General features: G+C 36.7%; 23 protein-coding genes. 20 read left to right on the forward strand and 3 right to left on the reverse strand.

What is annotated here, in order from left to right:
- The first annotated feature begins 144 nt into the window (after nt 1-144).
- The 3 genes from MHH81_RS03800 to MHH81_RS03810 all read left to right on the forward strand — a co-directional run bounded on the left by MHH81_RS03800 (nt 145) and on the right by MHH81_RS03810 (nt 4,164).
- Entirely contained in the window at nt 145-834 is a 690-nt protein-coding gene (locus tag MHH81_RS03800; RefSeq protein WP_340918053.1) for an S-layer homology domain-containing protein, read from the forward strand.
- Between the two features lie 323 nt (nt 835-1,157).
- On the forward strand, nt 1,158-3,539 hold the full coding sequence (locus tag MHH81_RS03805; RefSeq protein ID WP_340918055.1) for a hypothetical protein: 2,382 nt from the start codon (nt 1,158-1,160) through the stop codon (nt 3,537-3,539).
- A gap of 16 nt (nt 3,540-3,555) precedes the next feature.
- Nucleotides 3,556-4,164, forward strand: coding sequence for an Ig-like domain-containing protein (locus MHH81_RS03810; protein ID WP_340918058.1), 609 nt, complete (start codon nt 3,556-3,558; stop codon nt 4,162-4,164).
- Between the two features lie 236 nt (nt 4,165-4,400).
- On the opposite strand, the gene MHH81_RS03815 is transcribed toward MHH81_RS03810, so the two are convergent.
- Nucleotides 4,401-5,210 carry an alpha/beta fold hydrolase gene (locus tag MHH81_RS03815; RefSeq protein WP_340918060.1) on the reverse strand — a complete coding sequence of 270 codons (810 nt, stop codon included), beginning with the start codon at nt 5,208-5,210 and terminating at the stop codon, nt 4,401-4,403.
- A gap of 243 nt (nt 5,211-5,453) precedes the next feature.
- On the opposite strand from MHH81_RS03815, the gene MHH81_RS03820 reads away from it, so the two are divergent.
- The 8 genes from MHH81_RS03820 (at nt 5,454) to MHH81_RS03855 (ending at nt 13,743) form a co-directional block, all read left to right on the forward strand.
- On the forward strand, nt 5,454-6,347 hold the full coding sequence (locus tag MHH81_RS03820) for an NAD-dependent epimerase/dehydratase family protein (RefSeq protein ID WP_340918063.1): 894 nt from the start codon (nt 5,454-5,456) through the stop codon (nt 6,345-6,347).
- A gap of 118 nt (nt 6,348-6,465) precedes the next feature.
- Nucleotides 6,466-7,164: an ankyrin repeat domain-containing protein gene (locus MHH81_RS03825; RefSeq protein WP_445678066.1), complete on the forward strand. Its 699-nt coding sequence runs from the start codon at nt 6,466-6,468 to the stop codon at nt 7,162-7,164.
- Between the two features lie 199 nt (nt 7,165-7,363).
- Entirely contained in the window at nt 7,364-8,428 is a 1,065-nt protein-coding gene (locus MHH81_RS03830; RefSeq protein ID WP_340918065.1) for an SGNH/GDSL hydrolase family protein, read from the forward strand.
- A 174-nt stretch (nt 8,429-8,602) separates the two neighbouring features.
- Nucleotides 8,603-9,025 (forward strand): VanZ family protein, encoded by a 423-nt coding sequence (locus MHH81_RS03835; RefSeq protein ID WP_340918067.1) that lies wholly within the window; start codon nt 8,603-8,605, stop codon nt 9,023-9,025.
- 57 nt (nt 9,026-9,082) lie between these two features.
- Nucleotides 9,083-10,054, forward strand: coding sequence for a bile acid:sodium symporter family protein (locus MHH81_RS03840; RefSeq protein WP_340918072.1), 972 nt, complete (start codon nt 9,083-9,085; stop codon nt 10,052-10,054).
- A 247-nt stretch (nt 10,055-10,301) separates the two neighbouring features.
- Complete coding sequence (locus MHH81_RS03845) at nt 10,302-11,711, forward strand: serine hydrolase domain-containing protein (RefSeq protein ID WP_340918075.1); 1,410 nt, start codon at nt 10,302-10,304, stop codon at nt 11,709-11,711.
- 22 nt (nt 11,712-11,733) lie between these two features.
- Entirely contained in the window at nt 11,734-12,435 is a 702-nt protein-coding gene (locus MHH81_RS03850) for a gamma-glutamyl-gamma-aminobutyrate hydrolase family protein (protein WP_340918077.1), read from the forward strand.
- Between the two features lie 306 nt (nt 12,436-12,741).
- Nucleotides 12,742-13,743, forward strand: coding sequence for a M23 family metallopeptidase (locus MHH81_RS03855; RefSeq protein WP_340918079.1), 1,002 nt, complete (start codon nt 12,742-12,744; stop codon nt 13,741-13,743).
- Nucleotides 13,744-13,777: 34 nt separating this feature from the next.
- Here the strand turns inward: MHH81_RS03855 and MHH81_RS21275 are convergent, their stop codons facing one another.
- Entirely contained in the window at nt 13,778-14,113 is a 336-nt protein-coding gene (locus MHH81_RS21275; RefSeq protein WP_445678067.1) for a DUF5658 family protein, read from the reverse strand.
- Nucleotides 14,114-14,277: 164 nt separating this feature from the next.
- Here MHH81_RS21275 and MHH81_RS03860 point away from each other — a divergent pair, with 164 nt between their 5' ends.
- From MHH81_RS03860 to MHH81_RS03890, 7 genes are all read left to right on the forward strand, one after another.
- Nucleotides 14,278-14,943, forward strand: coding sequence for a Dph6-related ATP pyrophosphatase (locus MHH81_RS03860; RefSeq protein WP_340918082.1), 666 nt, complete (start codon nt 14,278-14,280; stop codon nt 14,941-14,943).
- Between the two features lie 82 nt (nt 14,944-15,025).
- Entirely contained in the window at nt 15,026-15,508 is a 483-nt protein-coding gene (locus tag MHH81_RS03865) for a divergent PAP2 family protein (protein ID WP_340918084.1), read from the forward strand.
- A gap of 243 nt (nt 15,509-15,751) precedes the next feature.
- Nucleotides 15,752-15,988, forward strand: a complete 237-nt coding sequence (locus MHH81_RS03870; RefSeq protein ID WP_340918086.1) for a hypothetical protein — start codon at nt 15,752-15,754, stop codon at nt 15,986-15,988.
- A gap of 573 nt (nt 15,989-16,561) precedes the next feature.
- Complete coding sequence (gene ytxJ / locus MHH81_RS03875) at nt 16,562-16,894, forward strand: bacillithiol system redox-active protein YtxJ (protein ID WP_340918089.1); 333 nt, start codon at nt 16,562-16,564, stop codon at nt 16,892-16,894.
- 16 nt (nt 16,895-16,910) lie between these two features.
- On the forward strand, nt 16,911-17,732 hold the full coding sequence (locus MHH81_RS03880; RefSeq protein ID WP_340918091.1) for an STAS domain-containing protein: 822 nt from the start codon (nt 16,911-16,913) through the stop codon (nt 17,730-17,732).
- A 426-nt stretch (nt 17,733-18,158) separates the two neighbouring features.
- A complete protein-coding gene (locus tag MHH81_RS03885) occupies nt 18,159-19,340 on the forward strand; it encodes an acetyl-CoA C-acetyltransferase (RefSeq protein ID WP_340918093.1) in 1,182 nt (393 codons plus the stop codon).
- Nucleotides 19,341-19,691: 351 nt separating this feature from the next.
- Nucleotides 19,692-20,564: a 3-hydroxyacyl-CoA dehydrogenase NAD-binding domain-containing protein gene (locus tag MHH81_RS03890; protein WP_340918095.1), complete on the forward strand. Its 873-nt coding sequence runs from the start codon at nt 19,692-19,694 to the stop codon at nt 20,562-20,564.
- 193 nt (nt 20,565-20,757) lie between these two features.
- Here the strand turns inward: MHH81_RS03890 and MHH81_RS03895 are convergent, their stop codons facing one another.
- Complete coding sequence (locus MHH81_RS03895; RefSeq protein ID WP_340918098.1) at nt 20,758-20,940, reverse strand: hypothetical protein; 183 nt, start codon at nt 20,938-20,940, stop codon at nt 20,758-20,760.
- A 49-nt stretch (nt 20,941-20,989) separates the two neighbouring features.
- Here MHH81_RS03895 and MHH81_RS03900 point away from each other — a divergent pair, with 49 nt between their 5' ends.
- Both MHH81_RS03900 and MHH81_RS03905 read left to right on the forward strand, forming a co-directional pair.
- Nucleotides 20,990-21,136 carry a hypothetical protein gene (locus tag MHH81_RS03900; protein ID WP_340918100.1) on the forward strand — a complete coding sequence of 49 codons (147 nt, stop codon included), beginning with the start codon at nt 20,990-20,992 and terminating at the stop codon, nt 21,134-21,136.
- A 24-nt stretch (nt 21,137-21,160) separates the two neighbouring features.
- Nucleotides 21,161-21,598: a HEAT repeat domain-containing protein gene (locus MHH81_RS03905; protein WP_340918103.1), complete on the forward strand. Its 438-nt coding sequence runs from the start codon at nt 21,161-21,163 to the stop codon at nt 21,596-21,598.
- Nucleotides 21,599-21,755 lie beyond the last annotated feature (157 nt).

Consider the following 21,755-nt stretch of genomic DNA (forward strand, 5'->3'; position numbering starts at 1 on the left):
AATAACATAACTCGACAAAGTGCTTATCTTCATATTTAATAACCAATAGATTAGGATATTTTTATGCAAATTTTTCCGAATGGAAAGAAAATATGATAACATTGTGAAAGATTGTCATTTACATATAGAAGAGGGAGTGAACTTATGAAGAAGCATAATTTGTATGCCAAGTTATTGAAATTAACTGTAGCAGCATCCTTAGCCATTGGTGTAAGTTTTGCAACAGCGCCAATTAATTCAGAAGCAAAAGAAAAGAGTTTTTCGGATGTTAGTGTAGACCAACATTTCTATGAAAGTGTAACTAGTTTGTCTTCAAGAGGTATCATTAATGGATACGAGGATGGAAGTTTTAGACCTGGGAAAAATATAAGTAGGGCACATGCGGCTAAAATTATTTCGTTAGCGTTGGACTTAGACACAGTAAATGTAAAAAATCCTGGCTTTACAGATGTACCAAAAAGTCATCCGTATTATGGGCATATCGCTGCACTAGTAAATGCAGGTATCATTAAAGGATATGATAATAATACGTTTAAACCAACAGCTAACCTAACTCGTGCACATATTGCCCAAATTCTTGTATTAGGATTTGATATGGAAAAACAAAAGCTTTCAAATCTTCCTTTTAAAGATATAAATAATAAACAATGGTACGCAGATTATATCCAAACACTATACTCTAACGAGATCACTACAGGTAAAACAGCAACAACCTTTGAAGCGAATTCATTTGTAACACGCGGTCAAATCGCATCGTTTATTTACAGAAGTGAACTCGCAACTAATCAAAATCCGGGAAATGGAGAAGATTTTGAAATCATAGGTGTTGATTAAAATGAAAAAATCCTCTCATGTTGTCATTGACATGAGAGGATTTTTTTTAGTGAATATAAAATAGTATATTAATATTAGGGACTAAAGTAATAATATTCATTTTTTGAAAAAAATTGCTAATAGACTAGGTTAATAGTATAGTAATGTATAGTACGGAAGTTTTTAGATAGGAGGAATCTATTCAAGTATTTCTTTACTAACATACTATTTATCGGCTCTTCTCGACTTATTTTAAGTATTTTCGACAGATCTTTCTGCATATTTCCCAGGGAATTATTCAAGACACATACATATTTTTTAGTATATAAAAAGGAGCTAAATCAATGAAAAATAATCAAAAAATGAACAGACGCTTACAATTAATGTTATTACCACTAATTGCTTTTATGCTTTTTATCTACACAGTAATGCCATCTGTTGCATTTGCTGCTGACCCGAAATTAACGGTTGATTCAACTACTATGACAGAAGCGAATATTGAGACTGGAAACGCAAAAATGGTTCTTGATTTGACAGGTACCGAATGGGTTGATGACTTTACAGATGATAAAAAACTTGTTCTGATTAATGCGTTGGTGGCTACAAATCAATCAGAACAGTGGGAACAAGTAAAAAATTCAATACCACTTGGAAATATTGTTCGAACAGACAGTGATACCATAACAATTTCGATTCCTTCATTACCTAGTTATCACCTTACAGATAACCAAACTATTACTCTTCATGTACCTTATCAGTTATTAAAAGATGATGTAAATTTACCAGAAAGTTCCTTTGATATTATTGCATCACCAAAAGCCCTAATTTCAGGTTCTGCAACGCCTACCGTATCACAGTCAGACATCTTAAAAGGAGGTAAAACGATTGATGTTACGTTAGTCAATGCAAAATGGAATTCCACTATCGCATCAAATACAGCAAAACGTGAAGCTTTACTTAATGGATTTAAATTTGGAGATTCCTATAAAAATATTATTAATGCTGGTGCAAAAGTAATAAGGACTAGTGATACTGTGGTAACTATTACATTGCCAGCTATTCCTGGTTTCAGAGTTTCAGGAGATTCATTTGCGGTCAAATTTGATCCTAATGCAACATTGGCTACTCCTAGTATTGACACGACACAAATAGAAGCTTTTCATGTTACACCGATTACTGATCTATCTGCAACCATTTCGGGCTCAGCTTTATCAAACATAAATGAGTTTGAAATTGTAAAGGGTGAAAAGACTATCATGATCACCTTGAAAAATGATGTATGGGTGAAAGATATTGCTTCAAAAGCTGGACTTTTAATGAGCGGATTCTCCGATAAACAATTGAATGCGAAGTCAATCGTAAGAAAAAGCGATACAGAAGTAGAAATTACGTTAAATGGTAATGCTTACGATATTGATACAGATAGTATTGTTAGCTTAACCATTGATCCAAATTTATTAACATTCTCAACTAAACAGTTAGAAGTTCAACCAACATTTAAAATCCTTGCAGTAAAAGCTGAGGTATCTGGAACTGCATATCCAACACTAGATCCTTCAGACGTAATAAAAGGTAAAAAAACAATTGTTGTCGACCTTAAGAATGCCGAGTTTGATATTTCTAAGCCAATTACGGAGTATATCAAAATATTACAAGGATCATCAGCGGTAACTTCAGCACTAACTGTGAAGGATGTTAAGGTTACAAAAAACAGAGTTACTTTTACATTACCGGCAGTTCCTAATTTTACATCTACTGGAGTAAATAATTTAACGGTGGAGATCCCACAAAATTTGATTACTGGTGCAAATAAATCAATAAAAGCTGACAAAGTAATTTCTATAGGACAAACAGCAACAGCTTCTCTTGGTGGCACTAATGTAATGATTGATACAGATATTGTAAATGGCGGAAAAGCAATTACGATTACACTAGGAAACGGTGCTCAATGGGATCCAACTATTACGTCGAACAAAAGTAAACAAGCAGCTTTATTAAAAGGCTTCACTACATCAGATCAGACGAAAGAGTGGGCAAAGGTTATTGCAGCTTTCAAGTCTTCAGGTAAGTTCGAACTATCAGGTTCCACTTTGAAAGTTACTCTACCAGCTGTTTCTGGGTATGCAATTATACGAGATCAAGATGTGAAAATTACTATTCCAAAATCGGTAATAATAAGTTCAAAAAGTGACGTGGTAGTTTCGGGGAATTTATTAATTACTGTACCAACACTAGGAAACATAACGATGACTTTTGCTGAGTTCTTAGCAGGAGATCTTACAGATGCTATTATTAAAAGTAGTCGTTTAATTGTACCTAAGAAAAACGTAGAGTCTATTTCTCTCAATACAATTGATGTACCAAGTACAGGAACAAAAAATAGTAGCATTACAACTATTGAAGTAAAAACCAATAGTGTTGTAAAAAAAGTTGCATTGACAATAGGTGGGGTAACGAAAGAGGTAAGTGGAAATAATAAATTTATTTTTGTATTCCAAAACCTTGAGAAAGATAGCGAAATGAAAGTATCTGTTTTTGGAACTAGTAGCGAACAGTTGCAAGCAGACATTTATAAAAAAATTGCCAAAGGTAATAAAACGTATAATGAGCTACCTAAAAAAGATTTAGCAGGGTCCTATTCTCTTTATCCAATTCTAACAGAAAAAAGTTTAATGAAAGACATCTTAAAATATTATTCCATAGACGACTTGAAAGTCCAAAGATAAGGAGAGAAAAATAATCATGAATGTAAAAAGATTCTTGTATTCTTTCCTAGCTGCCCTTTTGGTTGTTGTATCTTTTTCTCAAATGCCAACTTTGGCGGAGAAGTGGGAATATAAAACAACAGAAGATGTTAATAAAGTATGGAAAGTTCGTTTTAACGCACAACTGAACTCCAAATCTTTAACGAAAAGTAATGTATATGTAACCGATGGTCAAAATGTGCATCCAACTACTTTTTTAACTTCTAGTAATGGGTACGTAGTAGAAGTGAAGCCAACTACTCCTTATCAAGTAGGAAAAGAATATCAATTGGTAATAAAAAAATCAGTTCAATCTTCTAATGGAAAAGAATTAAAAACTGCAATCGAAGTTCCCTTCAAAATAGAGGATTCCAAGCTGAAGATTAAATCAGTCCAAAGCGACACAAATAGCTACTTTACGACACTAACAGTTCAATCTAGTGCTGAGGTACATAGAGTTACTGTTGGTGGAGTAGACATGGTTTATCAAGGAAGTAACAAGTTTACTTCTACTTTGTTAGATACGCCTAAGGGTACCACTGTTACCATCATTGCTTATGATGAAAATAACAAACAACTAGAAACGAAAAAATATACAGTAAAATAATATTAATAATAGAGAAAGACCAAATGGATTCTGGATGAATCTGTTTGGTCTTTTATTCTATAGAGACATCTAAAATGCTGTAATAGCGGCTGTGGTAAACATAAATCTGAGAGATGCTGCTAAAATTACTAGAAAGTTGTCCAGTAGGTTAATCTAGTTTTGCACAGCAAAAAGAGTAAGTAGATTCTAGAAGAATCTACTTACTCTTTCGTATTTAAATTATAGTGAACTCTTCATTATCCAATAAATGCTGCAAGCTCTTGATTGAACTTGTCTAATTCGCAGTAGAATAGACCGTGCCCACTGTAATCAAAAGGAATCAATATCGAATTTTTAATACTTGCGTGCATTAATTCACCTAAAACAAAAGGACATACTTTATCTTGTCTTCCATGAAAAATCGCAGTAGGCACTTGGATGCGAGGTAAGTCATTCCGTAAATCTTCGTCACGAAGGGAAACTAAACACTTTGCTGTTGCGTTCCCCGATGCCACTAATCCAAGCCCTTGAAACCATTCTTGAAAGCTTTTTGTTAAATAACGTGCGAAGAAGGTGTCCCCGAAGTCGCTTACCATTTTCGGACGATCTGTATAGGTTGCATCTATTAGAGTATTGACTTCTTCTATCGTTTTTCCATAGGGGAAATTAGGACGCTGTGTGAAAATAGGGGCTGCTGCTCCGAATAGCGCCAGTTTTGAGACTTTATGACCTCCATGTCGAGCCATATATCGAATAGAAATGGCTCCCCCCATTGAATGCCCGGCCAGTGTAATATCCTCGAGCTGTAGCGTATCGATAATGACCCGAATGTCATCAGCCAACCGGTCATATGAGTAACCATCCCATGGTCGACAAGACTTTCCAAATCCGCGAATATCAATACCAATACAACGATAACCAAGTGCTGGAAGATGATCAAATTGATACTCAAACATCTGATGATTTGCCGGCCAACCATGAATAAATAAGATGGTCTTAGTCGAAGTCGGGTTCACATCCTCCACATAAATATTCACACCTTTTTCCACTTTCACGTAATAGCCCATCCATACCCCTCCCATATTAAGCCGATTTACTACTATATGAACTTATTATTATCTTTATGCGAGGCTTACACTTGCTCATAACGATAATTATTACAGAGGTGTTACTGGTGCCAGGCACCAGTAACACCTCTGTAACAATCTTATGCATCATTAACATTTTAGGGACACGTCTAGAATTTTCTATATATTTCTAAAAGTTAGTATAATATAGTAGTAACTTTTATAAAAAAGGGAGATGAGAAAATGAGAAAAGCGTTAGTTTTAGGGGGAACACGATTTTTTGGAGTGCATCTAGTAGAAGCCTTGTTGGAAGAAGGATTTGAGGTCACGATAGGGACTAGGGGGGAAATGGTTGATCCATTTTCAACTAGAGTCAATAGAATTATTTTGGATCGATTGAATTTGGTAGATTACAAGGATCAATTGGAAGCGGAAGAGTGGGATATCGTTTTCGATCAAATCTGTTACTCTTCCCAGGAAGCTTTGGACGCTATCGAAGTGTTTAAGAATAACACAAAAAAATATGTATTCACTTCCTCTAAGTCTGTATATGACGAAGGGGATGCAGAAGTAGGATACGTGGAAGAAGACTTTATTCCAACAGTGCATACAATTATTCAAGGACCAAAAGAAGACTTTACGTATCATGAAGGGAAAAGACAAGCAGAAGCTGTATTTTTTCAAAAAGCTCCTTTCCCAGTAGTGGCAGTGAGATTTCCAATCGTTATAGGTTTAAATGACTACACGCAGCGTCTTCATTTCCATATTGAAAAAATAGCTAATCAAGAAGAAATTCATCTTGTAAATCCAGATGCATCAATCGATTTCATCTCGGAGGAAGAGGCAGGACAATTCCTAACATGGATTGGACTTTCAGATTTCACTGGCCCCATTAACGCGACTTCTAATGGGAAAGTAAAATTAAGGGAAATGATGACTACGATAGAAGAAAAGGCAAAAACTTCTGCCATCATTACTTCTACTCCAAATGAATCTAATGTCTCTCCCTTTAATCTTTCGGAGACTTGGTTGATTAGCAATGAGCGTGCAAGAAAATTAGGTTATCCATTTAAAGATTTGAATGCGTATCTTCCATTATTGATTGGGGATACTTTGGAGAGAATGAAAGGAAGATAGATTTGGAATGATAGGGTCTATTTAAAGAAACTAGATGTTCCATTGACATCAGTAATGGGGGAGAAGTGGCTATCCTTTATTTTAGAAATTGTATGGAAAATGAAGGGGTTTTGGTAATGTGAAGCGAAGGTTATTTTTCTTAGTGATGTGCATTTTTTTACTGCAAGGTTGTTTGGGCAATGAAAAGAGAGAGAGCGATTATGAAGGAGCGGATAATGGGATGAAGAAAGAGCAATTTTTACAAGCGGTAGAGCAGAAGGATGTTCATTTGGTTCAAGCATTAATTGCTGATGGGGTAGAAATTAATGGGCAAGATGCACAAGGTCGCACTGCCATCATGATTGCTACGTATGGAAATGACCTGGAAACTGCAAAAGTGTTGGTGGACGCTGGAGCAGATGTGAATATTCGAGATGAGATGAAAAATAATCCGTTTCTGTATGCAGGGGCAGAAGGATATTTAGAGATTTTAAAGCTTACCATTGCAGCAGGAGCTGATCCGGCAATTACAAATCGATACGGCGGAGTTGCTCTCATACCAGCTTCAGAACATGGGTATGTAGAGGTCATAAAAGAACTTCTTTCAAATACTTCGATTGATGTGAATCACGTAAATAATCTTGGGTGGACAGCACTGTTGGAAGCAATCATTTTAAATGACGGGAATGAAAGACAACAACAAAGCGTCCAATTACTAATCGACCACGGAGCAGACGTCAATCTAGCAGATGGTGATGGGGTCACACCTTTAAAACATGCACGAAAAAGAGGATTCCAAGAGATAGAAGCAATCTTAATGGAAGCTGGCGCAAAATAAGATCGATTTCAGATGGCAAAGTATGGAGGGGGTATTACGGGTGCCAGGCACCCGTAATACTCCAGTAATAATACTCCTGTAATGAAATTGTGAAATTTATCCACTTCAGATCATTTATTTTTTGAAAGTTATAAATATTTTGTGGAATTTGTTGCGCGTGGGGTAAAATGAATGAAAAACAAAGAGAGGGGATTATGTATTGAAAAGGTTTACGGCATTTTTATTGGCAGCATTTTTATTTGTATTTAGCGTGAGTACTCCTGCTGTACTTGCGGAGAATGTGAAAATAGATTATGTAGCATTAGGTGATTCGTTAGCATCTGGACATACGCCATATGGAGCAAAAGTGGGTAGGGGCTTCACAGATATGATTAGTGAAGAACTTGCTAAGAAAGACATGCTCGCTTCGTTTACAAAGGACTTTGCTACTTCCGGTGAGACAAGTGATGGATTGTTGAATACATTAAAACGGGATGAAGTACAACAAGCTTTAAAAAAGGCAGAGCTAGTCACGATTATTAGTGGTGCCAATGATTTTATAGATGACATGTATAATCCAGCAGATGAAAGTATTAATTTTGATCTTACTAGAGCGACTACGCTTTTAAATACGGTAGCGGGCAATCTGAGCACCGCAATTAAACAGGTGAAAGCCTTAAATCCTGAGGCAGATATTTATTTATTTGGTTATTACTTTCCACTTCCGCATTTAAAGGATGAAGTGTCCAAACAACAATTAAAAACTGCATTTACTATTGTAAACAATCGTTTAGCAAGCATTGCAAAAAATGAGGGTATTCACTTTATTGATGTAGCATCTGCTTTTGATGCAAACGGTTCTTCTTATTTAGAAAATCCTAAAGATATTCATCCAAATGAAGCAGGGTATCGAGTAATCGCCAATCAATTTTTGCTTCAATATAGCATACCTGTAAACGGTACTTTCCCAAATCCCACTGGTGAATGGGGAAGCAAAATAGATAAAACAGGGTTAGTAGCAGCAAACAAGAAATGGACCGTGACTTTAAACAAAGAAGTAAATCCTGCTAGTGTCCTAGGTTCGATTTTTGTGGTGAAGGATGGTACACAACTTATGAACGTAGCACTAGAAGTATCCAAAGATAATCCAAAACAAATCATTGTAACTGCCCCTAAGCAAGGCTATAAATCAGGTTCCTATCAATTAATGATAACCAATAAGTTAACAGGCAAATCTGGTAAACCTCTTCTCAAAAGCGTGTTAGTGAATTTCAAAGTGCAATAGCAGGATGTTGAAAAGAAAAATAAGAGCTGTCGAGCTTTGCATGTTCGACGGCTTTTTTCTATTGGTATGTAGGTAGAAGGGCTAAATAGGTTAGAGGAATAAAATGGATTTTTAATTAAGTAAATTGTACTATTAAGGAAAGATTTAAATTCTTCCTTTGAAAGGTGTTGCAATTTGTTTATTTATCCTTTTTTAACTTTCTTATGGTCATCCTTTATATTGGTTGCGATATGCACATTTGATGCATACGCCTTTTTATATAATCAAGTTGTAGGGTTTACCTTTCAGACAAACCCCAATTTTTCGGAGCTGTTTATTATCAATGATATGAAGCTAACAGAAAAATTTTATGTGATTCAAAAAACAGGTCATATGATTTGTTTTGCCATTCTATATGTTCTCCATCTACTTTGGGTGAGGAAATATGGAATTGCATTCGTATTAACGGTCATATTTGCCGCTTTTACGGAGATTCTGCAGCTTTATTTTTACCGAAATGGAAGATTGGTGGATGTTGCTATTGATTTGGTGGGTATCAGTTTCGCGTATTTGATTTGTAAATACGTTTTGAATAAGTGGTTGATTAAGATGCGATAATCGTATCTAATTATTGTTAAGAGTTATATGTCATATTGGTCAAGGAGATTCTAAAGCATGATTTTAAAGATAAATAGATTTTTAGAAAAAGCGATGCCGTTTTTTATTCCAAGTAGTGTTGTAATTGGTGTGTTGATATCAGATTATATCGTGGACTTTTCTTATTTAATTCCGTGGATTTTTGCTTTTATGACGTTTACAGGAAGCCTTAATTCAAATTTTGCATCATTTAAAAATGCAGTTTTACATCCATTTCCGATTTTTATTGTTCTTATTGTCCTACATATTGTCATGCCTCTTTTGGCTTTGGGAATTGGTCATGTAGTGTTTACGGGTGATATTTATACGATTACAGGTATGGTTTTAATGATGTCCATTCCAACAGGAATCACTAGTTTTGTATGGATATCGATCAATAAAGGGAATAATACGTTAGCCTTAACGATTATATTAATCGGAGCATTGCTATCGCCTTTTATTGTCCCGTTAACGATGTCGTTATTGGTCGGAGGAAATGTCCAAATAGATTCCTTAAGTATGATGGTAGGATTATTTTGGATGATTGTTATTCCCTCCATTATCGGAATGACTTTAAATCAGGTGACAAAAGGAAAAGTAGTAAATATTTTGAGTGCTCGTCTATCCCCGATTTCTAAAATCGGCATGGGAATTGTTGTTATGTTGAATGGAGCAGTCGTGGCGCCTTATTTATTAGATGTCAAACTTAAAGTAGTGGGAATTGCCCTTACCGTTTTGGCTATTGCCTTTTTAGGTTACGTGATTTCCTTCCTAACTGCCATATGGTGTAAGCAACCAAAAGAAACGGTGATTGCTTTAACATTTACTGGTGGAATGAGAAATATAAGTGCTGGAGTCGTGTTAGCATCTACTTATTTCCCTGCATCTGTGGCTATTCCGGTCGTATTAGGAATGCTTTTTCAACAAATTTTGGCTTCGATATTTGGTGTATTATTAAACAAATATTATCGGAAATTAGAACTGGATGAATCTATTGTTAGAGAGAGTTAGTAAATGGGTGACTGAAAAATACATAATAGAGGTGCCAAGAACCAAGGAGTTTTCTAATTCCGATTGGTTCTTGGCATTTTTATTAGGGTAAGATGTTTTTTTGATTTTTATTATTAATAAAATTTTTAGAATATTATGCACTTTTATAGAGTTGATTATGCTAAAATGTTTCGAAAGAGATTTATTATGAACAAATGCTGATTTGAGCAGTGCGATTGGGAGCAAATTAAAAGGGGTGTTTTCGTATATGGGTCAAATAAAATCGATGGAACTTTTTGAGGAATACGCGTTCAAAATGATGGAAAAACACTATATCCCAGGTGTAGGAATTGGTATTAATAAAGAGGGGAAACGCCTATATGAGCAGGATTTTGGATTTCGAGATGTAGAGAAAAAGCTGCCGGTGAATGCAGATACCGTTTTTGGAATAGCTTCAATGACAAAATCATTTACATGTGTCGCTATTATGCAATTGCAAGAATTGGGGAAGCTATCTGTACATGACAAGGTAATAAAGTACTTACCGGATTTTCGTACGGCAGATTTAGAAAAAACAAAAGAGATTACGATTCATCATTTGATGACCCATACAGCTGGACTTCCTCCCATTTCGACCCATGTTTATGCTAGAAAACGTAGCATTGACCAAGATCCTTCTGCAAAAGACTATGGATTAGATTTGGTTAATCATCCGGGAGCAGCTATTGATACGTATGAAGAGATGCTCGATTTTATAGTTGGGCTTGACGTTAAGCTACTCGGAGATCCTGGTACTGCTTATAGCTATTCGAATGATTCTTTTGGTTTACTTGGAATTATCGTTAGTAGGGTAAGCGGACAAGCATATGAAGAATATGTTACCGAGCATATTTTGCAACCGGCTAACATGCAAAATAGTTTTTTTGATATTACGAATATAGATACCTTGGATAATATTACAACGTTATATGCCGCTAAGCATTCCACAGATGGCGTGGAGGTATATGCAGCTCCATTATGGTGGGATGCTCCTTCGATGAGGGCAGTTGGTTATCTCAAATCTTCTGTGAATGATATATTGAAATTTTTGGAGATCTTTCGGAATAATGGTGTCGTCGGTGAAGAGCGTATTTTGACTAGTGAAAGTGTCGACCAAATGATTTATCCTCATGTAGAATTCGAAAAAGGAAGATTTTATGGGTATGGTTTACGCATTATTCCAGATTATTTTGGCACTACGTTCATTAATCATGGTGGAGGTTTAAAAGGAGTTTCCTCGTTTATGGGGGTTATTCCTGAGAAGGGTTTGTCAGGAGTGATTTTAAGTAATTTATCTGATGTTCCTACAGACAAACTATTGATGGGTGCAATAAATGTGCTAGAAGATAGAGAGGCTAGTGCCACACATCTTCATTTCGAGTGTTATCATATGCCAGAAGAAGATTTTATTCCATTTGTTGGAATTTATAAATCTGGTGAGGGAATGAAAGTCGTTGTGAAAGTAGTTAACAATCAACTTGCCATCATTTCTGGAGTGACAATAAGTCCACTGCGATGTATTGGAGAAAACTTGTTTATTGTGAATGAAGAAGATAGAATTCAATTTTTACCGGATCAAACTGGAGTGATAGATCGTATTTTTTATGCGTCTAGACAAATTCTTAAAGTAGTTGAGTAATGTAGAAGAAAAGGAGATTATTATGAAACCGATTATTGGTATTTCATCGAACCTAAAGGAACATATACTTAGTGTACCTACTTTTAATATTCATGCAATTACTCAGTTCGGAGGTGTCCCTATTGTTCTCCCAAATGTCAAAGAGGATGTCATCGAAACAATCGTTGGGATGATAGATGGTCTACTTTTAACTGGAGGAGGAGATATCGACCCAACTTTATTTGGAGAAGAGCCTCATCAACGACTTGGAAGTATCGTGCCGGAGCGAGATGTGTTTGAAGTGGCACTTATCCAAAAAATGCTGGAGTTAAATAAGCCGATATTGGGGATTTGCCGAGGAGCTCAAATTATCAGTATCGCTGCGGGTGGAGATATGTATCAAGATATTTATACGCAGACCGATGTCCAGCTAATTCAACATGATCAGCAGGCGCCTCGCTCGTATGCATCCCATTTTGTGCAAGTGACAGAAGGCTCCTTTTTAAGTAGCATAGTTGGAGTGGGTAAGTTTAAAGTAAATAGTTTTCATCACCAAGCTGTCAGAAATATGCCTAGTGGGTTTGAAGTGAGTGGAATTGCGAGCGACGGAATCATTGAAGCGTTTGAAAGTAAAAATCATGCGTTCGTTTTAGGACTGCAGTGGCATCCGGAATGCTTGCTTTTAGAAAATGATTCGGTTTCGGCTTCCATTTTTAAAGCATTTATTGAAGCCTGTGCGAAATAATTTAATTTGTTGAAAGCGACTGTTTTTCTGGCAGTCGTTTTTTTTTTTGGTTGCGGTTAGGGTGGAATTGGTCTTGCTTAGAAGCGATTTGGTCTCGGTTACAGTGATTTGGTTGCGATAAGCCATTTATTGTAAATGAAATCTGATTCATGCAATGATTTAGCTTGGGTCGACAGTTTATTTTCAGTCGTTTTTGATTTGGTTGCGGTAAGCCATTTATTGTATAAAAAATCTAAACTTTATTTATTCATGAAACAAGCTGAACTGGGAATCCTATTTGAAGTATTAAAAAAGGAGGTATTTTGTTTGATTCACTGGTTTAAAATCACCTTTTCCATAAGTGTCCTATTTTTTCTCTTTGCTTCCACTGTTTTAGCAGAAGAAAAAGTGCCGTCGAGAGAAGAAATTTTAGAAAATCGGATGGATTATTATATAAAGTATTCTACGGATACCTTACCTTGGTATTATCTGGCTGCGGTAGATCAATATGAACGGAATATTCAAGAAGTCCGGAAAGATATACCTAAAAGCGAAGGTGTAGTTGCTATTCAGTTTTCCGAGGACTTTTGGACAGGAGTACTGAATCCGCTGAAAAAGGATACGGATTTAACTTCGATTGTTTTCTTTGCTGGTAATGGAGTTGATGGTAATAATGATGAATTGGCCGATCGAGAAAATGACGATGATGTCATGTTGACATTGACTCAATATTTAAGTGCTCGTGTTCATTCCGAAAGAGATTTTAAAAAGGCTCTTAAAGAGTATTATGTGCGAGATATGACCGTTAATCAGATTATGACCAATGCTAAAATTTACAAGCATTTTGAAATGTTGAATTTGGATAAGCGTGCTTTTCCTCTTTCTATTCGACACGATTATAGTTATCGCAGTACTTGGGGAGATAGAAGAGGCTGGGGCGGACGTCGAATGCACGAAGGTACTGATTTGTTTTCCTATAGTGGAGTTCCTGTGAGGTCTGCTACATATGGTGTGGTAGAAACGATGGGTTGGAATGATTATGGGGGCTGGCGAATTGGCATTCGAGATGTAAATAATACGTATCATTATTATGCCCATTTATCAAGTTTTACGAAAGGATTAGAAGAAGGGGACATTCTGGAACCTGGTACAGTCATTGGTTATGTTGGTAGTTCGGGATATGGGAAGAAAGGGACTTCTGGTAAGTTTCCACCTCATCTTCACTACGGTATGTATAAATATAATGGGCGGACAGAATGGGCTTACGATCCTTATCCTTTATTGAAAAAATGGGAAAAAGAAGAAAAAAGTGCAGTTAAAAAGCAATAAAATGAATCCAGCAGCTAAGTGGTTGCTGGATTTTTTAGGTTGCTACAAAGATTAAGTATAACCAATAAATGTGTTGAAATAGAACGAATGCGTATAAGAAAAGAGCAGCAGCAATTAATAATTGCAAGTACCTTTTAGGCTCAAATTTCGAGATTAAATACATAAATAATAGGGGAAGGATTATTTTAATGGCGTAAAATCCAGGTACACTGGTTTCATATATGATTCGCATCAAGGGATTTGCTTCTGAGATGTAGTTGTTACTTATACCAAAATCAGTAACAATGCTATCGAAAATAGCAAGTGTCAATAGAAGGAATGTAATGTTGAATGATTTGCTCCGGGTGGGGAGATGTAGCTTTATATCCACATAATTGAACTCCTCTCTGTAAGTGACAATTAACTAGGTGATTGTGCTATTATGTTGAATTTTGTGTTAAATTATACGTAATACTTTACATATTTATTCAACATGGAAGTGTTATTAATAGGTTTGATTGGATCCAAAATCATAAAAAGGAAGTGAGATGAAGTATGAAAAACACTATTTTTGTTTCTTCATGGAGTGGTGGCAAAGATTCTGCGATGGCGTATTATCGTGCTTTGAAATTAGGGATGATCCCGAAAAAGATTTTGACGATGTTTGAAGAGGATGGGGATATTTCCAAATCACATGCGCTTCCTCTCGAAGTTGTTCAAGCGCAAGCGGAGCGGCTTGGGGTACCTTTATTCATCAAAGAGACAAGTTGGAATTCTTATGAAAATCAATTTATGGATGCAATGGATGAGTTTCGGGATGAAGGAATTACGCATGGTGTCTTTGGGGATATTGATATAGAAGAACATTTGGAATGGGTGCAGAATACTTGTGCAAAGTCGGACATTGTTGCTGTTCATCCATTGTGGCAGGAGCCTCGAAGATTCATTGTGGAAGAGCTGTTGGACGCTGGTTTTGAAGCATGGATTGTTGTGGTAAATACATCCATGATGCCGGCGAAATATGTTGGGAAGCAGTTTACGAAAGAGATTGTCGAAGAACTGGAGGCAGTCGGGATTGATTCGTGTGGCGAAAATGGAGAGTTTCATACGGTTGTCGTCGATGGACCGATTTTTTCTAGTAGGGTTCCTGTGGTGGTTGGAGAGCCAATAGAAAGAGGAGATTATGTTTTCTCACCGGTTTTATTGAATAAAAAAAGTTAAATTTTTTTCGATTATTTCTTCCTAAAAAGGGAATCTTATAGAAGAAAATACATACCATCATGAAGAGTGCTGGAGGCTGCTTATGAAAAAAATGAATAGAGGAATCGTAACTGCGTTATCCGCAATTGGCATAGCACAGGGATTAAAGATACTGACGCATAAAAAACTAACTGGAAAATGGGATATGAAACAAGCGTTTACAACGGGAGGGATGCCAAGCTCCCACTCTGCAGGGGTTTCAGCCTTGGCATCTTATGTCGCTGCAAATAAAGGGACACGGCACACGGAAACAGCACTTGCCGTAGTGTTTGGCGTAATCGTCATGTACGATGCGCAAGGGATTAGAAGACATACAGGCGAAATCGCGCAGTTGGTCAACGATTTAGAAGATAATGTGGCGGCTTTGTCAGGAAACTTCCCAAGTTTTGAGTATGTCCAGAGAGAAGTGGAGCTAAAAGAACTTCTCGGACATCAACCAGTAGAAGTCGCAGCGGGTGCACTGTTAGGAACAGCATTCGGTTTACTTTGTGCAAAGATAGAAAACGATGAGAAAAAGTATAGGTAGTGGATCTGAAACCCCATGAGTCATTTTGACTTGTGGGGATTTTTTGTTACAAAAGTTTAAGGTTGCGTGGTATTGCAGGAGTGTTACTGGTGCCAGGCACCAGTAACACTCCTGTAATAAACTGAATCTGAACGGTCTAAATAAAAATCAAAACCAGATAATTTGCTTGCTATTTACTTCCTATTGCTAATGAGAGGTGAATAATTTAAAGTTAAGAGATTGTGAGTATTTGGAGGAAACAGGATGGAACTGATTAAAATGCCCGTTCATGTAATTTTGGGCTTTGATATACATACAAGAATTTTGATTCGAAATTTGAAATCAAAAGGTGTTAAAAATATTTGTGTGCTAGATTATGATCGAGAAGTAGAAGGAGAGCAGCATGATTTTGTGTTTTTCTTTACACCAGATGAAACATTAGAATATATACAGTTGTTTGAAAAAAAGGTGTTTCATAAATACATGGAAGCAGTTGTTTAATTAGCTACTTGCAGGTTATGAATAATGCAGTTTAAAGGTAAGTGGGGCTATGCTTTAAGGACCGAAAAAAAGGTGAAAAGCCAAGTTGGAGTAGAATATCCGACTTGGCTTTTTTTATTTTGTGCTGTTAGAATATGTTATCTTTTCTCCATCTTCGTATTCAATTTCTAAGTTGAAGTTGGTGTTCTATTTCTCCTTTCGAGACAATAAAGCCTATACTTTTTTATTGCCCAAAAATAAGCTATATAAACAACATAGTAGAAAGATGTGTAGCAGGTGGTGGTATTAGTTCTTACAAACACATTTTTTTAGGTCAACTGCCTTCAAAGATTTGTCTTTAAAAATGGATATGAGAAGATTGAGGAATAAACGTTACAGAAGTGTTACTGGTGCCTGGCACCAGTAACACTTCTGAAACATCAGAGGAAGAGGAATATACAAGGGAAGAAATGAAACATTAAAGAGTGCTTAGTGTAAAATGGATTTAAGGAATTGAATGATTATGTTGTTAGGTTTTGGAATATTGGGGTAAAGAACTAGTGAGAAGATTGTTATTTAGAAAGGATGAATTAGTTGGCAAGGTATACGGAGATTACTTCGGTTGAGGAGTGGAAGGTTGTCTTGGAGGAGTCGAAGGAACAGGCAGTGTTATTGTTTAAGCATAGTACAACTTGTCCAGTGAGTGCACGTGCGTATGGGGAGTTTACTTCGTTTGATTCGCCCGTGAAAACGTATTTAGTCAAGGTGATCCAAAATCGTGCGGTGTCTAATGAGATTGAACGTGATTTAGGCGTTCGGCACGAGTCACCACAAGCTTTTTTGATTAACAAAGGGGCAGTGGTTTGGAATGCGTCTCATTGGAAGATTACAAGTAAGGATTTAGGAAAAGCAGTGGAATCTATCTAGGGGAAGTGTAGAGAGAATGACTGGTATAGCAAAAGTCGGACAGTATTTGATTGATAACGCAGCAAGAATTGTTTCTGAAATGACGAATATTGCACTAGAGCATGTCGAATATCAAGTGACGGATGAAATGTTAGAACAGTCTAAAAAGATGAATGTTGAATTTTTAGTGCTACTGGCAAAATCTTTTAATGATACGAATGAAGAGGCAGCGGATGAGTTAATCAAATGGAGTAAAAAATCAGGAGAACAGCAAGCAGCTGTTTTCAGACAGTTTTCTACACTCATGAAACCATATGCCAAAAATCGTTTAATGTATTTAGAATATATAACTCAAATTTCTATCGACCATGGGTTGTCGACAAAAGAAGTAGCGACGATCAATAATCGGATCTGCTATTTGATGGATGTCAGTATGATTGAGACTCTTTCAGCTTACGAAGACTATCGGGATGATTTAATGAATGAACGACAAAAAGAAATAAATAAATTGTCTGCACCAATCGTTCCTATTCAAAAAGGGATTGCCGTATTGCCTTTAATAGGGATTATTGATTACTCGCGTGTTCAACATCTGCTCGATAACGTCGTGCCTACGATTCCGAATCTAGAAATTGATCACTTGATTATTGATTTCTCTGGAATATTGACAATAGATGAGGAGGTTGCCCAGCATATTTTTACAATCAATAATGTGCTGGAACTGCTAGGTATTCATGTGATTCTGACGGGGATTCGGCCAAATCTATCCATGATGATCGTGAAAGCGGGTATTGATTTTACTTCATTTAAAACGTTTGGGAGTGTCCAACAAGCGGTGGAAAGCGTGAAATTGTTTTAATTCATAAGAAATAGAAATCCAATCCCTCCTTGAGAGAGATTGGATTTATTTTATTTTTTGGCACTGTTAAACAATCATGTTGTTGTGAACGAATGCCAACCTCTTCACTCGCAAGCTCGTTGTGGAGTCTTGAAAGCCTGTCTTTGCGCAGGAGTGTCGCGGTTTAACTGAGCCTATTTTTTATCCAACTTTCCATTTGTTGGTCCATATTAATCTAGGTTTTACTTTCATATAAATGGAAGTATAATAGTTTTGAGAGAAAGATTTTTCTGACAATTAAATGTTTTAAGCACTGAACTGAACTCTATCATTTAATCTAAGGGGTATTTGAGAGATGTTTGTTACGGAAATTATCAAAAGCTTACCTAGGAATGCAAGTTCAAAAGTACTGAAAAATGCACTGCGAGAAGGATAGGGGGAAATAATGTGAATTCAGTTTTTCTAGTAGACGGAGCAAGAACAGCTTTCACGAGCTTTGGTGGTTCCTTTGCCAATGTGAAAGCGGATGATTTAGGAGTAGCGACAGCTGTCGAAGCTTTGAAACGTTCTAAGGTAGATGCAGATCAAGTTGATCATGTTATCTATGGAAATGTTATTCACTCTAGTACAAATGCGGCGTTTTTATCGCGGCATATTGCGCTAAAAGCAGGTGTGCCGATGGAGGTGCCTGCATATAATCTGAATCGTTTATGCGGTTCGGGTGCACAGGCTGTAGTATCTGCTGCGCAACTGATTTTATTGAACGAAGCAGAAATCGTTTTAGCTGGTGGAGTCGATAATATGTCATTGGCTCCTTATGCGAATTTTCATGCCCGATTTGGTGGTGCGAAGCTTGGAACGGTTGTGTATGAAGACATGGTGTTAAGCACGTTGAATGATGAGTATATCGGAAGCGGCATGGGAATGACGGCGGAGAAATTAGCGGAGCAGTATGACCTATCACGAGAAGAGCAGGACGAGTTTGCTCTTTTAAGTCAGAAACGTGCAGCGAAAGCGCAAGAGACTGGAGTATTTGCAGAAGAGATTGTTGCAGTGGAAGTTCCCACTCGAAAAGGGTTTGTATCTGTTTCAGCAGACGAACATATTAGAGGAGATATGACGTCGGAAAAACTTGCTTCCCTGAAACCATCATTTATGAAAAATGGGACGGTTACAGCAGGAAATGCTAGCGGAATCAATGATGGAGCAGCCTCTGTTATTGTGGCTAGTGAAAAATCGGTAGCGGAGCATGGGTTAACTCCGATGGCGAAGATCATCTCGTGGGGTGTGGCAGGGGTCGATCCTTCTATTATGGGAATTGGTCCAGTACCCGCTATTCGACAAGCATTGGAACGAGCAGAGCTACGATTAGAGGATATGGATTTGATTGAAATCAATGAGGCATTTGCTTCTCAATATTTAGCAGTTGAAAAAGAGCTTGGATTAGATCGGGAGAAGACAAATGTCAACGGTGGTGCGATTGCGTTAGGGCATCCCGTTGGAGCGAGCGGTACGCGAATTCTCCTTTCATTAGCATATGAATTAAAAAGACGTGGCTTACAATACGGAGTGGCTAGCTTGTGTATCGGTGGTGGCCAGGGGATTGCGGTCATTATTGAAAGTGTGTAGGTGGTAACAACAGGATAATTTTAAAAGGTATCTTACGAGGCTATTAATAAATAGTTTTGAAAGATACCTTTTTATTTGGCTCCGTTAACTTAGGTTGTTATTACGGGTGCCAGGCACCCGTAATGAAATTGATATATAAATGTAATAGATGAAAAATATCAAACTTTTGCGTGAATTTGATATTTACATTTTCCTTATTGTTAGTATAATTATTAGTGAATAATAATCTGATAATTGAAGGAAATATGTTCATTTGGGTAATGGGTTAATATAGAAATGTTATAGAATTGAGGTTTTTTTAGCTTGCGTACATAGTAATTTTATTTTTAATAATGAAGTAAGTAATCCGTTATGTTTGATAGTCTGTGGGAGGTTACGTTGATGAAAATTGGTGTTTTAGGTGCTGGAACAATGGGGAATGGCATTGCGCAAGTGATGGCTTCAGCTGGATATGAAGTTATCCTATGTGATGTAAACAAAGAGATGCTTGGCAAGGCTGCTAAAATGATCGATGCTAATTTATGGAGACTATACAAGAAAGAAGATCGAGATTTTAATGAGATTGGCCAAGTACTTTCTCGGATTACGTTTACGGCGGAGAAAAATGCCCTAGTTGATATGGATGTTATAGTCGAAGCAATTGTCGAAAATATCGATTGGAAGAAAAAAGTGTTTGTTGAGCTGGATGCAATTTGTGAAGAGAAGACTATTATTGCTTCTAATACGTCTGGTCTAAGTATTACGGAAATTGGAGCTGCCACACATCGAGCAGATCGTGTTATTGGTATGCATTTCTTTAATCCTGTTCCGGTGATGAAACTAGTCGAAATTATTCGAGGTTCAGACACTTCGAATGAGACTTACGAAATAATTGCTAGATTAGTGCAGTCGATAGGTAAGGAAAGTATTTCTATTGTCGATGCACCCTTGTTTGTTGTGAATCGTATTCTTGTGCCAATGTTAAATGAAGCTATGTTTGTACTTGGAGAAGGTATTGCATCTGCAGAAGATATCGACAAGGGCATGATGCTTGGAACAAACCAACCAATTGGACCATTGGCGCTAGCTGATTTAATCGGTCTTGATACGTTACTTTCGGTTGCAGAAACTTTATTTGAGGAAACAGGAGATTCAAAATATCGCGTACCTCCTTTACTTCGAAAACATGTACGAGCAGGACATCTAGGCAGAAAAACTGGCCGAGGATTCTATCAATATAACTAGTTCAAAAAACCGCAATCCTTTAAATCAAGGAGTTTGCGGTTTTTTTTAACCTTCATATTACAGAAGTTTTACGGGTGTCTGGCACCAGCAATACTTTTGTAATATGAAGGGATGGATTAAAAAAACGCATGTTATTCGATTTTATCGAGTATCATGCGTTTTATATGTATGAGAGGTCTAGGGTGATGAATAGCTATTTTTGTATTTTTACTTTTATACTTTTTAGTTGTGAAATGTTAATCGTGTACTGATTTTCTGTAACTACAAAGGTACCACCGTTTATTTTGTCTTTTTTTGCTTTACGGAGGTCGGTGTCGGTTTCGAATACTAAGTCATGCCCACCTTTAAAAGTTAAGTAATATTTGTACTTCTTCATTTGATTGATACTTCCCAAATTCTCCCACCCCTTTTTATTGGAGTATATCATGCGGGGAAAATTAATTTCAACAGATTGTGGAAAAGTTCAAAATATTGTTGAAATTATTTGGTTTCTGTCGATTATTTATATAAAAATAGGAGTTATGCTTGATGTAGTATATAATGATGGGATGGAGAAAATAATTAATATATAAGAACATAAAAGGAGTTTGGATAGATTGAGTAAAAAGATCGTATCAAATGAGTTGCCAGAGAATTATGAGGAACTAAAAAAAGCAGCAAACCGCACGGCAAATTGGAAAGCGCGTTATGATGCTGTCGAGGAACTGGGCAAGTATAATACTAGCCAAGTAATCGATATCTTAAAAGTAAGAGTAGCGAACGATCCAGTGTACAAAATTAAAGAAGCAGCACACCGTATACTCCTTGAATTTGGAGAAGACGTTCAATTACCAAAACAAACAAAGTTTGAAGTTATCAAAGGTGCAAATAAAGTATTCGTTCGAGTGAAAAAAAGCTTACCAGCTGGTCATACATTTGAGGAATTTTTAACGAAATTGAAAAGAATGCGAATCGATGTGTATGATGCATACGAAGGCGAAAAAGGCGACAATTTCAAAACATGGCTAGAAAATGAATGGGCTAACCTGAAATAAGCATTTTAGCTAGAACAACTAGAAGATTTGTTGCAAAAATATTACAGGTGCCAGGCACCAGAAACATTTTTGTTACATATAAATAAGCAAGGAGGGCGATCGTTCAATAGACGATTGTCCTCTTTTTTAAGCTTTAGGAAATTATAAAATCTATGTC

The sequence above is a fragment of the Psychrobacillus sp. FSL H8-0484 genome (assembly GCF_038005325.1).
GTDB lineage: Bacteria > Bacillota > Bacilli > Bacillales_A > Planococcaceae > Psychrobacillus.

Excerpts from the sequence above, each read along its gene's own strand:
- MHH81_RS03800 (WP_340918053.1), top strand. The coding sequence starts at position 145 with ATGAAGAAGCATAATTTGTATGCCAAGTTATTGAAATTAACTGTAGCA.
- MHH81_RS03805 (WP_340918055.1), top strand. The coding sequence starts at position 1,158 with ATGAAAAATAATCAAAAAATGAACAGACGCTTACAATTAATGTTATTA.
- MHH81_RS03810 (WP_340918058.1), top strand. The coding sequence starts at position 3,556 with ATGAATGTAAAAAGATTCTTGTATTCTTTCCTAGCTGCCCTTTTGGTT.
- MHH81_RS03815 (WP_340918060.1), bottom strand. The coding sequence starts at position 5,210 with ATGGGCTATTACGTGAAAGTGGAAAAAGGTGTGAATATTTATGTGGAG.
- MHH81_RS03820 (WP_340918063.1), top strand. The coding sequence starts at position 5,454 with ATGAGAAAAGCGTTAGTTTTAGGGGGAACACGATTTTTTGGAGTGCAT.
- MHH81_RS03840 (WP_340918072.1), top strand. The coding sequence starts at position 9,083 with ATGATTTTAAAGATAAATAGATTTTTAGAAAAAGCGATGCCGTTTTTT.
- MHH81_RS03845 (WP_340918075.1), top strand. The coding sequence starts at position 10,302 with ATGGGTCAAATAAAATCGATGGAACTTTTTGAGGAATACGCGTTCAAA.
- MHH81_RS03850 (WP_340918077.1), top strand. The coding sequence starts at position 11,734 with ATGAAACCGATTATTGGTATTTCATCGAACCTAAAGGAACATATACTT.
- MHH81_RS03860 (WP_340918082.1), top strand. The coding sequence starts at position 14,278 with ATGAAAAACACTATTTTTGTTTCTTCATGGAGTGGTGGCAAAGATTCT.
- MHH81_RS03865 (WP_340918084.1), top strand. The coding sequence starts at position 15,026 with ATGAAAAAAATGAATAGAGGAATCGTAACTGCGTTATCCGCAATTGGC.
- MHH81_RS03870 (WP_340918086.1), top strand. The coding sequence starts at position 15,752 with ATGGAACTGATTAAAATGCCCGTTCATGTAATTTTGGGCTTTGATATA.
- MHH81_RS03880 (WP_340918091.1), top strand. The coding sequence starts at position 16,911 with ATGACTGGTATAGCAAAAGTCGGACAGTATTTGATTGATAACGCAGCA.
- MHH81_RS03890 (WP_340918095.1), top strand. The coding sequence starts at position 19,692 with ATGTTTGATAGTCTGTGGGAGGTTACGTTGATGAAAATTGGTGTTTTA.
- MHH81_RS03895 (WP_340918098.1), bottom strand. The coding sequence starts at position 20,940 with ATGAAGAAGTACAAATATTACTTAACTTTTAAAGGTGGGCATGACTTA.
- MHH81_RS03900 (WP_340918100.1), top strand. The coding sequence starts at position 20,990 with ATGCGGGGAAAATTAATTTCAACAGATTGTGGAAAAGTTCAAAATATT.